Consider the following 14,649-nt stretch of genomic DNA (forward strand, 5'->3'; position numbering starts at 1 on the left):
GGCGGGTCGGCAGGCCAGACCAGGCGGGCCAGGCACGGCGCCGACGTGGGCTCGGTGGCGGTGGCGGTGGCGGTGGCGGTGGCGGTGGCGGTGGCGGGAATTCAAGCCGTGCTCGGCCGCGGTCTCCGGTCAGGCGCCGCCGGTCCGATGAGGACGGTCGGGCGATGGGCTGGGCGATGTAGGAGAAAGCCGAACGGCCCGGCCACTGGGGTGGTCGGGCCGTGCTCCGGGGCTGAGGTGGTGAGGAGCCGCGCCCTCCCGCGCGGTGGGCGAGCGGCCCGGGGGTCCCGCGCCGGTGGCCGGGCCGCTCGCCGTTTCCTCACCCCGCGGGTTCTAGCCGGTGGTCAGGCGGAACTCGACGCCGCCGAGGTCTTCGCCTCGGTCGTCGGTTTGGTTCAGCCAGAGGACGGCTCGGGTCTGGTCGGTGGGGGTGAACTCGAGTTTGGTCTCGAAGCGTTCCTTGGGGTCGATGGCCAGGCCGAGGATGCGGGCCTGCTTGGGGTCGGCGATCTCGAAGCGGGTCTCGCCGACCTGGCGGATGCCCTCGCCCTTCTGGCCGGTCTCCTTCCAGCGGGCGGTCAGGGTCTGGCCGAGGTCGATGACGACCTTGCCCGCGAAGGGGCCCTCGGGTGCGGTGAAGACCAGGTTCGTCAGCGCCCGCGGGTTCGGGTTGCCCAGGGTGAACGGCCGGGTGGTGGGCTTACCGGGCACGACGCGCACGGTGTCGACGTTGCGCCAGGCGATGTTGTTGTTGTTGCGGGTGTTGGTGAGCGTGTTGGGGCCTTCGGCGAAGGTCATCGGGTCGGTCGCGGACTCCCAGCGGGCCAGCAGGCAGAAGTGGCCGGGGCCGGGCACGCCGTTCCACGGGACGACCACGCTCGTCGTGCCCGCGGGCACCGTCACGTTCACCGCGGTGTTGATGTGCGTCCAGTGCGTCGGCCAGACCGCCGCGCCGCCCTGGGCGGTGTAGTACAGCTTGAGGTTGCCGGTCGCGGTGCCCGAGCCGTTGGGGCCCGGGTTGTTGAGCTTGACGTGGATGTAGCTGGTGGACCCGACGACCGGGTTCGCGCCCGCGCAGGGGGCCGCGGTCGGGCAGACGGTGATGTCCGGGCTGGTCCAGATCGGGTTCAGGCCGTGCGGCTCGACACCGGTGTCGGCGACGTGGTCGCGGACGAACACGTCGGTGCGCCTGCAGTTGCGCAGGGACTGCTGGATGGTGGTCGCCGTGTTGGACCCGTTGGCCGCGGCCAGGGTGTAGACGCCGCCGGTGGTGTTGGCGTAGTCCTGCATGATCGACACGATCGGCGCGGACACCCCGCCGGTGGGGATGTAGACGCTGCTGATCTTGATGTCGTTCTGCGCGTCGAGGGCCCGCTGGTGGGCGTTGGTGACGTCGACGGCGGTGTGCGCGTCGTCGAAGCCGCCGGGCAGCGCGTCGGTCACCAGCACGACCATCTTGGTCGCGTTGGACCGCCAGGTGCCCACGAAGTCACCGGTCTGCGGGCGGCCGAGCGCGGGCAGGTTGTTGACCACGGTGTTGAGCGCCTCGTCCGAAGCCTCCGGGGTGTTCCCGCCGCCGGTGGCCACCAGTCCGTTGACCGCGGCGGTCACCGCGGCCTGGTTGCCCGCGGCGAGGTCGTTGAAGACCCGCACGTTGTCCTTGAAGCTCACCAGCCCCAGCTTGAAGTCCCCGCCGGACAGCGTCGCCACGTCCGAGATGATCGTGTTGATGCCGGTCTTGATGTTGGCGATCGCCGGGCCCATGCTGCCGGTGTCGTCGATGACGAAGGTGACGTCCATCGGGCCGCAGGGACTCGCGGCAGGCGGCGGGACGGCCTTGGCCACGGCGGGGGCCGCGGCGGCGGGTAAGGCGGGCAGGACGGCGGCGACCATCGCCGCGGCGGCGGCCATGACCGTCCGGCGGCGGCCGGGTGAGCTGGTGGGCATCGGGGTGTCTCCTCGCGGGACGAGCCGTGAACAGGGCGAACCGAAGCGTGGCCGCGACCGGTTGTGGCATGGTTGTCGCGGAACGCAACCACCTCGCGGTTTCGCGGCACCCCACCTCAACCGGTTGGGTGTTTGCGCAGCGCAGCGGTGTCGTTACGCTCCCTTTACCAAGTGCCGCGGAAGGAGCTGGGGTGACCGGACCCGGCGAGCTGCGCGTGCTGGGTCCGGTCGAGGCCGTCGGCCCGGCCGGGCGCGCGCTGGTGCACGGCACCCGCCAGCGGGCGGTGCTCGGCGTGCTGGCGCTGCACGCGGGCTCGGTGCTCCCCGCGTCCCGGCTCATCGACGTCCTCTGGGGCGACAACCCGCCGCGCACCGCGGTCAAGACGCTGCACAGCCACGTCGCCAGGGTCCGCCAGGCGCTCACCGCCTGCGGTTTCCCGACCGTGCTGCGCACCAGGGAGCCCGGCTACCTGCTCGAGGTCGAGCCCGAGGTGGTCGACGCGCTGCGGTTCCACCGGCTGGTGCGCTCCGCCCGCGACCACCTGGGCCGCGACGCCGCCGAGGCCGCCGCGCCGCTGCTGCGGGAGGCGCTCGCGCTCTGGCGCGGGGACGCCTTCGCCGACGCGGCGCTGGAGAGCTGGGGGTGCGGCGAGGTCGACACCCTGCACGAGCTGCGGCTCTCCGCCCTGGAGGACCTGTGGGACGCCGAGCTGCGCCTGGGCGGGCACGCCGAGGCGGCCCGCGAGCTGCCCCGCCTGGTCGCCGCGCACCCGACGCGGGAGCGGCTGGCGGGGCTGTGCATGCTCGCGATGCACCGGCGCGGCCAGCACACCGATGCCCTAGGGGTCTTCCGCGCGTTGCGCACCCGCCTCGCCGAGGAGTTCGGCGTGGACCCCGGCCCGGAGCTGGTCGAGCTGCACACCGCGATCCTGCGCCGCGACCCCGAGCTGGACCCCCGGCCGACCCCGCGCGGACCCGCCCAGCTCCCGGCCGGGGTCGGGCACTTCACCGGCCGCGCCGCCGAGCTGTCCACACTGGACGCGGTGGTCGCCGACCCGGGTGACGAGCGGCCGGTCGTGGTGATCTCCGCCGCCGCGGGTATGGGCAAGACCTCGCTGGCGGTGCAGTGGGCGCGCGGGGTCGCCGACCGCTTTCCTGACGGTCAGCTCTTCCTTGACCTGGGCGGCCAAGATGCTGGGCGCGCACTTACCGCCGCCGATGCCCTTGCCCACCTACTGCGCGCGTTGGACGTACCGGACGAGCGAATGCCGGCTGAGCTGACCGAGCGGGCAGCGCTCTACCGCTCGCTGTTGCACGGTCGGCGCTGCCTTGTGCTGGTCGACAACGTTGGTACCGCCGACCAGGTGCTGCCTCTAGTACCGGGCAGTGGTCGGTCGCTGCTCGTGGTGACCAGTAGGCAGACGCTTGCGGCGCTAGGCACGCGGCACGCTGTGCGTCTGGTAGCGCTGGACAGCCTGGGGCACACGGAGTCGCTAGAGCTGCTGAGCAGGGTCATCGGCACTGAGCGGGTGAGCCGGGAGGCGGGCGCGGCGGCGAGGTTGAGCCGGTTGTGCGGGGGGATGCCGTTGGCGCTCCGGCTCGCGGCCGCCCGGCTGGTCGCGGCACCTGGGCGTTCGGTGGCGGAGTCGGCCGCGGAGCTTGTGGGCGCGGGCAGGCTGGACACCCTGGCGGTAGAGGGCGACACGAGGACCGTGCGTGCGGTGTTCGCCAGTGCCTACGATCCGCTGGAGCCCGGTAGGGCCAGGATGTTCCGGCTGCTGGGAGTAGCACCGGGGACCACGGTCAGCGCGTCGCTTGGGGCGACGCTGTGTGGAGTTCCTCTAGAGCGTGCGCGGGAGTCGTTGGAGGCGTTGTCGGCCGCCCACTTGATAACCGAGGTCGACACTGACAGGTTCCGCTTCCATGACCTGGTAAGGGAGTTCGCCGCAGGCAGGGCTAAGCGGGACGAGCGCGCGTTGGCCCTGTCGCGGCTGGTGGACTGGTACCTGGTAGTCGCCGATGAGGCTAACCGCGTGATCGACCCGAACCGGGATCTGGTGACGCCAACGCTGCGCCACCCGCGCACGCGTGTCCCGTTCAACGACAGGCACGGCGCGTTGGCCTTCCTCGACGCCGAACGGCCCAACCTGCGTGCGGTGGCGCAATGTGCGCGCGAGTTAGGCAGGCTCGACTCGGCCTGGCAGTTCACCTACTTGCTGACGAGCTTCTTCGATGCCACCGGACACTGGCACGACCGAGTCGAGCTCTGCCGCCAAGGCGCCGCGGCGGCTACTGCGCTGGGCGACCCGGTAGCGGAAGCGGAGATGCTGCGCGCGCTCGGTGTCGCCTACTTCATGACCCGCAGGTTGCGGGAGGCGCTGGAGACGAACCAGAGCGCGCTGCGCACGGTCCGGGCTGCTGGTGACCTGGTCGGCGAGGGGCACGTGCACAACAACATCGCGAACGCGTACGCCGAGTTGCGGCGCTTCGACGAGGCCATCGCCGCGCACCGGCTCGCGGTCGCCCGGTGCGCCGAGGCGGGCAGCGACCTCGGTCGCGCGCTGTCCCAACGCAACCTCGGCCACACGCTCGTCCGGATGGGCCGCGCCGAGGAAAGCCTCGTCCCCCTCACCGACGCGCTGGCCACCTTCCGCGGCCTGGGCAACGCCCGCCTCGAAGCCGCCACCCTCGACACCCTCGGCGAGGCCCTGCTCCAGCGCGGCGACCACCACGCCGCGTTGACCCACCTCGGCCAGGCCGTCACGGTCAGCCGCGCCATCGGCGACCGCTGGCTCGAATGGGAATCACTGCTCGACACCGGCCGCGCCCACCTCGACGCGGGCGACGTCCCGCAGGCGTTGGCCCACTTCCGTGAGGCGCTCGACCTGAGCCACGAGGTCGGCGACCGGCACGGCGAGGCTTCCGCGCTCAACCAACTCGGCCGCGCCTACCTGGCGGGCGGGGATCTCGCGGCCGCTCGCGACCACCTGGAACGCAGCCTCTCTATCCGTACCGCCGTGCCTGATGACTACGAGCTCGCCCACCTGCACCGCGACCTGGGCGACTTGGAGTCACGCACCGGAGATGACGCCACCGCGACCCACCACTGGTCTCGCGCGCGGTCGCTCTACTACCAGGCAAACGCCACCACCGAGGCCGACGCTCTCGCCGCCCGCGTCCCGTGATGCTCTAGGCGCGGAGTTTCTGTATATACCGGGGTGTCCTGGGTAACAAGGGGTTCACGGGGGCGGACCGTATGCTGTGGACACACCATGGAGTAGATCAGCGGTAGATCACCCGGCTTCGGACCGGGAGGGCGCGGGTTCGAGTCCCGCCTCCATGTCTGAGGAGCACACGCTGCCCGGGGGAGGCCGTGCTCGCCTGCATGGCTGCCTGGGGAGTCGACTGTGTCTGGTTACGCGTACGGGCAGTGGCTGCGGGCGCTGGCGACGCTGGGCGAGGGCGGCCGGGGCGCCGCGGCCAAGGCCAGGAAGTGGCGGGCGGTCCTCGACGGCATCAGCACCGGCCAGGTGACCGTCGGCAGCCGGACACCGGTGACCGGGGTGCCGCCGTGGGTGACCGTCGAGGTCGTGCACGGGGGGTTCGCCACGGGGCGCCTGCTCGCCGAGCAGCCGCTGACCGGGCACGACCGGGCCCGGCTCAGGGCGGCCGCACCCGGGTCGACCGAGCGCGAGCGGCAGAACCTGCAGTTCCTCAGCGACGCCGGGCAGGCCGAACTGCTTGAGGCGCTGAGGAGCGGGCAGTACCGGATCGATCTGCCTGAGGAGGCCGCGATACCGGTCGCGGTGGCGCTGTTCGCGGCAGGTAGGGACCAAGAGGCGTTCGACCTGCTTGAGGCGATCTGGCCGTGGATCGACCGGTTGAAGTTCACGCCGACCTTCGACGCGATCGCCGTGCCCTCAGGTGACGCTGTCCGTGTGCGCTCGGTGGGTAGCGTCATGAACACGCTGGAGCAGGTGACCGTACCTGCGCAGATCGCGGCCATGCGGGAGACGGTGACCGTCTGGAACCCCCGGTACGAACGGCTGGTGGCGCTCTGGGCGCGGACGGTCGACGGCGCGTTGCCGAGTCTGCGTGACGGCGCGGTGGTCGGCGGTTGGCCGTGCACCCGCTGGCCGGACGACTGGGCCGAGCAGCGCGAACGGTGGCTCGCCGACCTCCCCGGGCCGGTGACCGGCAGGCACGCGCACCCGAGGAGCAACTTCGCCCGCCTGCACGCGGCGCTGCTGCTGTGCCCGCACGACAGCGCCGACCTCGGTCCTCGCCAGGTCGGCTGGATCCGTCGCGCGTTGGCCAACGCGTTGACCACGCCGCGCGCGGTCGAGCCGGTCGAGTCGTCGACCTACGCCGACATCGCCGCTCGGATGGCGGAGCGCCTGCGGGCGTACCCCCGGCACGGCGGTATCCCCGCCGTCGAGCCCATCACCGCGGACCTGGACCCGCCCGCGCACCTGGTCACCAAGCTGAGCCGCGCGCTCGACGCCCCCGCCGCCGACCTGGTCCGTCGCGGCGTGCTCACCTCGAGCGAGGCCATCGCCGCCGTGCTCCCGCAGCGCACGTCCCGGCTGGCCGCGGGTCGGATCGCGGACCCGGTGCTGGCGACGCTGCACGAGCGCACGTACACGGCGTTCCGCGATCGGCGGAGCCTGCTGCTGCTCAACCTCGCCAAGCAGGTCCAGTTCACCGAACTGCCGTGGGTCGTCGCCGACCCCGAGCCCCGCCCCGACGACGGCAGCGCGCGCCGGGCCTTGCGCGAGACGGTGGAACTGGTGTTCACCGCGTTCCCGCACACGATCACCCCGAACCCCCTGGTGACCGAACTCCGCACCCTGGCCCGACTCGCCGACCTGGACCTGCCGCTGGTCGAGGAGGTCGCCGCCGACATCTTCATGGGCCGCTTCACCGACAAGTGGCGCGCCGCCGCGGTGGTGGCCAGTCGCACGATGCACGACACCCTCTACGCCCACTACTACGACCTCCCCACCTCCTGGCCCACACCCTTCGCCGACCTCTGCCACGACCGCGCCGTCGCCGCCGGTGCCCCCACGTCCTACGTCGCCAGCAACGGCGCCGTCCTGGAGCAGAGCCAGATCCTGACCACCCACAACCTGGCCGTCCTCACCGACGCGCTCGACCTGACCCCTTGGCTCAGGGCCAGCGGACCTGACCTGGCTCGTCGCGTGCTGAACTGGATCGCCCGACGCGGGGCCCAGCGGGCAGTGGACCGGCACACGGCCTTGGTCCAGGTCAAGAACATCGCCTACGCCTGGCGGCAGGCGGTGTTCTTCCTGAGCTTCTGCCCGGCGGACGAGCAGCGCGCCCTCGTCCAGCGGTTGGCGGACCACCCGGACTTGACGCACGTGGTGCGGGGGCTGGAGTACGTGATCGCAGGCGGCCGGTTCGGGGCCGCTGGGTCGGCGCCTGGGGGTGGGCGGCGGTTGTTGGGGTGGGTGGAGCGGCCTGCTTATTGGCCCGGGGTGTCGCGGCGTTGATTATGGTCCATTGTGGACGGTTGGGCTTGGGTGGTGGCGGTTGTTGATCTTTCGCCGGATGACTTCGGGTTGTGGTGCTGGTGGTGGCGGGTTGGGTTGGGTCTGAGCTGGGTGTTTGTGTTGTGGCTGCTGGGAAGTTTCACCCGGTTCAGGGACAGAAGTTGTCCACATGTGGATCTTCGGAGTGCTGTGTGAAGATCGTTTGTCGGGGGGTGCCGGTAGGCTGGGACCTGGGACGCCCCCCGGAGAGGGTGGGGGCTGGGGCGGGACTGGCGTGCGGGCGCGCGCGAAGCGGTTGGGGCGGGGCTAGGGGCTCGGGTGAGCTTCGCGGTGCGGTGAGTCCGTGTCCGGCGGGGTGCGCGCTGTGTTGGATGTCGGCGGACGGCCGGGTGGCGCTGTTAGGTCCGGGTGCCCGCGCGGTCGCACCTTTGTCCATTGTGGACACCAAAGCCGGTTTGCCGCGCTTGGTCGATCTCCCGCCGATCGACTTCGGTCTGGCGGCGACCCGCTGCGACTGTCCTCAGTGGTCGCATCAGCTCTGACCAGGCAACTCTTCATTCGACCCGCTCTGAGGTTCACCCGTCCCAGCGACAAAAGTTATCCACATCTGGATCTTCGGACCGCTGTTTCAAGATCCTCTGTCGGCGGCTACCGGTAGGCTGGGACCTGGGACGCCCCCCGGAGAGGGTGGGGGCTGGGGCCGGACTGGCGTGCGCGCGCGAAGCCGTCTGGGTGGGGGCGCGGCTGGGGCGGGGCTAAGAGGTGTAAGGGGTTCTGTGTGGGCTAAGAGTGCTGCTGAGGGACAGCGGTTGTCAGCCCCGGAAGTGGAGCGAGGGGCGTGTGGGCGGCTGCTCGGGAATGGGAGCAGCCGCCCGGGGAGGAGCTAGGTGGTGATGTCGGTGAGGCTGCCGTTGGCCAGGTGGTGGGTGATGGGGTGGGGGAGCAGGTAGGCAGTGGCGCCGCCGGGTTGGTTGTGCCAGGGGACGGTTGTGCCTGCCAGGACTGGGAGGTCGCGGGTTACCCGGTAGCGGTGGGTGGGGTCCGACTCGCGGTCGGGGCGCAGGGACATCTCGGGGAAGGTGGTGTTGGGGGCGAACACCAGGTTCCCGTCCGCGGTGCCGTGGCGGATGATCTCGCGGCCTTCCAGGAGCCAGGCGGTGCGCTTGTGCGTGAACAGGGTCAGCGGGGGCTCGCCGGGGAGGGGCTGGATGGGCCAGTCGTTGAGGGCGGCGACGGTGTTGTTGTCGGGGAAGCCCGCGCGGCGGCGGGCGGGGAGGATGGTCAGCGTGCCCAGGAGGTACGCGCCCGCCTCGGTCAGCGTGGGGAACTGGCGTGCCGCGAAGGCCCTACCGCGCTCGTATTGCGCTACCTGCCACTGCCCGTCTACCTGCTCCAGCGACCAACTCTCGTCGACCGGACCGTCCAAGCTGTACGCGCGCGGAGACACACCCGCCTCAGACAGCGCCAACGCGATCCACGCCAACTCCGCCCGGTCATCATCAACAGCCGACACAGCCGAACCAGCCGCGACCTCACCCGTGAGCGCCGTGTACGCAAGAGCCGCGGCAGCAGCGTCCACCGGCGGCGGCGTGAACCCTGCCGCCCGGATGTGCTCGACGAGGTCCGCCTCCGGTGGGATGCCGTGCTTGGCCAGGTAGTGCGGGATCGATGCGGGCCAGATCCACGTGCCGTCGGTGGAGAACGCGGCAGGTACGTCCGGCGCGCTCTCCGGCACGAACAGGTCCGGGTCATACCCGCGCCCGCCCAGCAACACGTGCGCGTGGGTCAGGTAGTGCAAGACCCCGGCGACCTGGTCCGCGGGGACCGGTGGGCGCTCGACGATCGGGCGACCGTCCGGCTCGCGGCGGTCGAACACCCGCGCGTGCCGCAGCTGGGCCCGCGCCGCCAGCACCTGGTCCAGGTCCGGCACCAGGTCGCGCATCCACGCGGGCACGTGCTCGGGTGAGCGCGGGAACCGGTTCAGCTCGTCGAGGATCGCCGGGCGCGGCGGTGCGCTGTTCCAGCCCGGGTCCTCGAAGGTGTAGCTCGTGCTCGCGCGCAACGGGTACTCCACGATCACCTGCACACCAGACCAGGTGCCGCGCTCCGGGTGCGCCATCCTGGCCCGCAGCACCGCGAACTCGTCCGCGACCTCGGCGGGCGGCGCCCAGTCCCGCACCTGCCCGTCCAGGCCGATGACCTTGCCGCGCAGCTCGGTGTACTGCCCCGCCGCCCGGTACCCCACCCGCAGCTGCGTCCAGTCGCTCGGCGCCCTGGTCACCAGCAGGTCGCTGATCCGCTGCCCCAGTTCCCGCTGCTCGACGATGCCCGCGGGCTCGGTCGAGACCGGCAGCGGTGGCAGGCCGAGACGGCGGCGCAGCCAGTTCGGCACCTGGTCGTCGACCCTCGGGAACCGCTCCAGGTCGCGCGCGAACACCTCGGCGGGCACCGGCGGGTCCCACCTGGGCTCCTGCTGGTAGTTGTAGAACACGTGGTACTCGGTCGGCGGGTTCATCACGAACCGCGCGGTGAACCACGCGCCGCTCTCCCGGGTGTAGGTCACCTCCCGCAGCGCCACGAACGCGTCGGCGACCTCGGCGGGCGGCTCCTGCGCCACGGCTGTCCCGTCCGCCAGGTGCACCACCAGCCCGTACTCCTGGACCGAGGCGGCCACGGTCGCCACCAGGTCGAGCCTGCGCCACTGCGGCGGGACGGCCGCCAGCAGCGCGCCGCCGATCCGCTGGATCAGCTCGCCGTACCGGGCGGCCTTCTCGGCCTCGGACATCGTGCCGTCCGCGTCAGACATTGTCGTATCTCCTGAGGATGATCCGGGGTGCCCCGGAGGCGTCGGTCAGCACGAACCTGGTGTGCACCTGGTGCGGGGTCGGACCGCCGTCACCCTGGAAATCGTGCCACTCGACGCGGGCGCCGCCGCGTTGGTCCCTGGCCACCCGCATGTCCTGCCCGTACCAGGTGTCCCGGTTGTTGGGCGTGCCCCGGCCCTGGTTCTGCGTCGTGAGCTGCGGGAACTGCCCCACGGCGTCCGGTGTCGGCTGCGTCACCTGGTTGGGTTTGATGTGCCCGCCGTCGAACCTCGACCCGCCGACACCGGCCACGATGTCCTGCGACCACTGGTTGCGGGTCTCGCGCCTGCTCGGCCCGTAGGTGCGCTCGTCGGTGGCCTCCGCGGCGATGCCGTGCTCGTTGGTCGAGATCACGTAGCTGCCGTCGAGGACGTAGACGGTGTTGGGGTGGAAGTTGTTCAGGTCCGGGTTGGCGCTGTCGCGCGGTCCACCGGGGCTCGACACCGCCTCGACCGCCACCACCCGGCCGAAGCCGTTCGCGTCCGGCGGTCCGGTGTAGAAGGTGCCGCGGCCGGGCACGTCGAACCTGGTGTTGGGCGGCAGGTTCGTCCGGTCGCTGAACGCCTCCCGGTGCCCGAGCGGCCCCAGCGGGTCACCCGGGACGGCGCCCGGCGCCGGCACGCGCACCGGGTTGTCCGGGTTGGTGGTGTACGGCTCGCTCCACTCCAGGTAGCGGGGCGGGAAGCCCCGGTCGTCGGTGGTGTAGCGGTGCTCGGCGCCGTCGACGTCCACCCGGTAGGTGGTGTTCGGCGCGGGCCGCTCGACGTCGGGGTTGCTGTCGTCGCGGGTGTTGGGCGAGACCAGGTCGGCGTGGGTGATCGCGCCGGTGTGGTCGGTGTAGTAGGTGCCGCGACCGTCCACGTGGTACGCGGTGTTCGGGGTGAGCCCGGTCCGGCCGATCAACGGCTCGTCCGACCGCAGCGGCCGGTTCGGGTCGTTCGGGTCCGGGTTCGCGCGGTCGTCCACGTCGATGCGGACCGGGTTGTCGGCGTTGCGCGCGGGCGGCGGCGTGAAGTCGGACTGGATCAGCCCGCGCGACAGGTCAGGCGGCGTCGAGTCCGATGTGGACCTCGGTGCGGTGGCGTCGGTGACCGGGAGTCCGTTCGAGCCGGTCGGCGTCATGTCCCCGTCGGGGGAGAAGGAGTTCCAGCCGCCGTCCGGTGGGATCCTCGGGTAGGTGCGCCCGTCGGCGTCGGTGTAGTCGGCGCCCGACGAGTACGGGGTCGTGTTCTGCTCGCCCGACCACGACCGCTCCGTCGGCGCGATCACCGGCACGCCCGCGTGCCTGGCGAGGTCCGCGCCGAGACCGTCCGGGGTCCGCCCGGCCTCGCACGCGTTGAGCACGATCGGGTCGGACCCGTTCCAGCCCATCGCCCGCGCCAGGTCGGCCAACTCCGCCCCGCCGAGCCGCTGGCCGTTGACCACCGCGGCCGAACCGTCGCTGTGGACGTCGAGCACGAAGTGCCCGGGGATCGGGGTGACCGCGTCGGCCGCCGCACGGGTGCTGGCGTCGTCGCGGTCGAACAACGCGCCGCCTGCGGGGGTGGCGAAAGCGTTGGGGCGCAGGCTTTCCGGGACGGCACTGAGGTCCACCCCGCGGATGGCGCCGTCGGTGGGGACGACGTGCACCTCGCGCAGCACGCCCTGCTGCAACAACTGCTCGACGCTCGTGGTGTCGGGGAGGGTGAACTGCCGCCCACCGCCCGGCTGCCCCAACGCGGGCGCCACATCGGCCATCTCACCGCGCAGACCGGACGGGTCCTGCACGACGTAGACGTGGTAGCCGGCCTCCGCGTTGTCGGGGAAGATCGCCCGCTCGCGGTAGTGGTACGGCTGCCCGTCCGCCCCCATCGGCGACAGGTACCGACCGGTCTCCCGGCCGAACCGGTCCAGCACGGACCCGACCGGCAGGGTGACGTCCCGCTGCGACCCCGGCACCGCACCCCCGTGCGGCGGCCACTGGTTGGTCCGGTAGGTGCCGTCCGGGCGGTGGTGCTGGTTGAAGTCGTCCCGATCGCTGTGCGAACCCCACGGGTTGTGGTCGGCGACAAGACCACGGGTCCGCTGGTCGTAACTCCCCATCCCGTTGGAGCGGTCACCACCCATGGGGACGTAGTCGCCCATGGCGGCATAGGGGTGCTCGCCCTGGCGGGTGCCCAGGTAGGTGAGTGGGACGCCGTTGTCGTCCACGCGGGGGGTGGGGGAGGCGACGGGAGGTGGGCCGTCGTCGCTGGAGGTGGAGTCCGGGTCTGGGGTCGTGGTGGGATCCGGGTCGGGCGCGGGGCCGTCGTCGGAGTTGCCCGCGATGTCGGGGGAGGAGCGGTCGACATCGCCGTGACCGGGGTGGGGTTGCTGGGCGCCCGGGTCGTCGTGGTGCTGGGGGTTTTGATGACGTTGCTGGTCTTGATGGTGCTGCGCGTCTTGGTGGTGCTGAGGATCTTGGTGTTGCCGCGGGTCGCCGTGGTGCTGCGGGTCTTGGTGGCGTTGCGGGTCGTTGTGGTGCTGGGGGTCCTGGCGGTGCTGGGGATCCTGACCGCGCGTGGGGTCGGTCCGGTCGCCAGCTTCGGGGCGGTGCGCGGGATCCGAGCGGTCGGGCCGGTTCGCGTTGTCGGCCCGGTGCGCGGGATCGGACTGGCGGCTGGTGTCGGACCTGTGCGCGGGGTCCGCGCGGTGCGAGGGATCGGATCGCGTGGTGGGGTCCGGCTGACGGGTGGGGTCCGACCGGTGTGCGGGATTCTGCCGAGCCGCGGCATCCGCCTGGCGGGAGGAATCGGGCCGGTGCCCGGGGTCCGTGCCACGTGTGGAGTCGGGCCGGTTGGCCGGGTCGGCTCGGTGCGTGGGATCCGGCCGACCGCCGGGTCCGGGTTGACGAGTGGCGTCCGCCCGGTTGCCCTGGTCCACGTGGTGCGCCGGATCAGGCCGGTTCGCGGGCGATGGCCGAGTGGGATCCGGGCGATATCCGGGGTCCGCTCTGCCGCCGGGATCCGCGTGCCTGGCCGGACCACCGCCGTCCGGGCGTCCGGTGTGGACGGAGGGGTCCTGGCGCGGAGTTGGTGCGCCACCGGGGTCGGACTGGGTGGAACGCGGGTCTGGGGTGCCGCCCACGTAGGACTGCGGGGGGAGGTTCGGGGTCTGGTCGTGGCGCGGGGTGAGGGTGCTCGCGTTGCCGGGGGAGGTGAAGCTGTTGGGGTGGCTGTCCGAACTGGGGGTGTTGGGCGGGTGGGAGCCGGTGGGGCCGAAGGACCCTGGGCTCGCGGGGAGGTGGCTCCCCTGTGGGCCAGGCGTTCCAGCGAACTGGTTGCCCGCGGGGGACTGTGGGCCCAGACCGCCGGTGGGGTGGTTGCCGGGGCCGCCTGCCGGATTTCCGCCCGGGTGGCTGCCTGTCGGTGTGTTCAGCCCTGCGGCGGGGAGGCCACCGGCAGGGGACTGCGTTCCCGAGGTCGGGTGGCTCCCCGGTCCGCCTGGAGTCACGGGGCCACCCAGGCTGCCCGCTGGCGACTGCGATCCCGGGGTCGCGTGGCTGCCGAGCGCACCTGCTGGTGACTGGGGACTCCCGCTGGGCTGGTTGCCGAGTCCGCCCGTGGGTGACTGCGGTCCTGCGGGGTGGCTGCCCGGGCCGCTTGCGGGTGAGGGAGATCCGGTGGTCGGGGGGTTGCCGAGGCCGCCGGTCGGCGACTGGGCGGTGGTGGGGTGGCTACCTGGACCGCCTGTGGGGGAGGGTGATCCGGTGGGGTGGTTGCCGAGTCCGCCGGTCGGTGGGTGGCTGCCTGCGCCGCCTGCTGGGGAGTGGGATCCCGGGGCTGCCTGGTTGCCGAGTCCGCCTGTCGGGGACTGGGTGGTGGGGTGGCTGCCCGGGCTGCCTGTGGGGGAGGGTGATCCGGTGGGGTGGTTGCCGAGTCCGCCGGTCGGTGGCTGCGGTCCTGCGGGGTGGCTGCCTGCGCCGCCTGCTGGGGAGTGGGATCCCGGGGCTGCCTGGTTGCCGAGTCCGCCCGCCGGGGACTGGGTGCCGGGGGTCGGGCTGCCGGTGGGGCCGCCCGGTGTCCCCGAGGTCGGGCCGGTGCCCGAGGGGTTGCCGAGGCCGCTGCCGGGGTTCTGCGGGCCCGAAGTGGGGCCGCCGCCGGTGGGTGGCTGGGTGCCGGGGCTGCCGGTGGGGTGGTGTGCCAGGCCGCTGGTGGGGGTTTGGGTGCTGGGGGTGGGCGTTCCGCCGTGGGGCTGGGTACCTGGGGTGGGGCTGCCGGTGGGCGCTGCACCGTGGGGTTGGGAGCCCGAGGTGGGGTTGCCGGTGGGGGATTGGGGGGTGGAGGTTGGCGCTGCGCCGGTGAGGG

The 14,649-nt window shown here is 72.3% G+C and carries 5 protein-coding genes and 1 tRNA gene; 3 read left to right on the forward strand and 3 right to left on the reverse strand.

Annotated elements, in window-relative coordinates:
• Window positions 1-333: 333 nt before the first annotated feature.
• Window positions 334-1,947 carry a vWA domain-containing protein gene (locus tag CLV68_RS33185; protein ID WP_246010256.1) on the reverse strand — a complete coding sequence of 538 codons (1,614 nt, stop codon included), beginning with the start codon at window positions 1,945-1,947 and terminating at the stop codon, window positions 334-336.
• Between the two features lie 191 nt (window positions 1,948-2,138).
• Between CLV68_RS33185 and CLV68_RS33190 the strand changes: the two genes are divergently transcribed.
• The 3 genes from CLV68_RS33190 to CLV68_RS33200 all read left to right on the forward strand — a co-directional run bounded on the left by CLV68_RS33190 (window position 2,139) and on the right by CLV68_RS33200 (window position 7,460).
• Window positions 2,139-5,132 (forward strand): AfsR/SARP family transcriptional regulator, encoded by a 2,994-nt coding sequence (locus tag CLV68_RS33190; protein WP_246010257.1) that lies wholly within the window; start codon window positions 2,139-2,141, stop codon window positions 5,130-5,132.
• 86 nt (window positions 5,133-5,218) lie between these two features.
• Window positions 5,219-5,290, forward strand: a tRNA-Arg gene (locus tag CLV68_RS33195).
• Between the two features lie 64 nt (window positions 5,291-5,354).
• Entirely contained in the window at window positions 5,355-7,460 is a 2,106-nt protein-coding gene (locus CLV68_RS33200) for a hypothetical protein (protein ID WP_121394996.1), read from the forward strand.
• Window positions 7,461-8,343: 883 nt separating this feature from the next.
• On the opposite strand, the gene CLV68_RS33205 is transcribed toward CLV68_RS33200, so the two are convergent.
• Both CLV68_RS33205 and CLV68_RS33210 read right to left on the reverse strand, forming a co-directional pair.
• Complete coding sequence (locus tag CLV68_RS33205) at window positions 8,344-10,266, reverse strand: TNT domain-containing protein (RefSeq protein ID WP_121394997.1); 1,923 nt, start codon at window positions 10,264-10,266, stop codon at window positions 8,344-8,346.
• Window positions 10,259-12,514, reverse strand: coding sequence for a TNT domain-containing protein (locus CLV68_RS33210; protein ID WP_121394998.1), 2,256 nt, complete (start codon window positions 12,512-12,514; stop codon window positions 10,259-10,261). The genes CLV68_RS33205 and CLV68_RS33210 overlap by 8 nt, the downstream gene beginning before the upstream one ends.
• Window positions 12,515-14,649 lie beyond the last annotated feature (2,135 nt).

The organism is Actinokineospora cianjurensis (genome assembly GCF_003663795.1).
GTDB classification, from domain to species: domain Bacteria; phylum Actinomycetota; class Actinomycetes; order Mycobacteriales; family Pseudonocardiaceae; genus Actinokineospora; species Actinokineospora terrae.

What these genes read in the sequence shown, in the direction of transcription:
- CLV68_RS33185 (WP_246010256.1), bottom strand. Translation starts at nt 1,947, where the DNA reads ATGCCCACCAGCTCACCCGGCCGCCGCCGGACGGTCATGGCCGCCGCC.
- CLV68_RS33205 (WP_121394997.1), bottom strand. Translation starts at nt 10,266, where the DNA reads ATGTCTGACGCGGACGGCACGATGTCCGAGGCCGAGAAGGCCGCCCGG.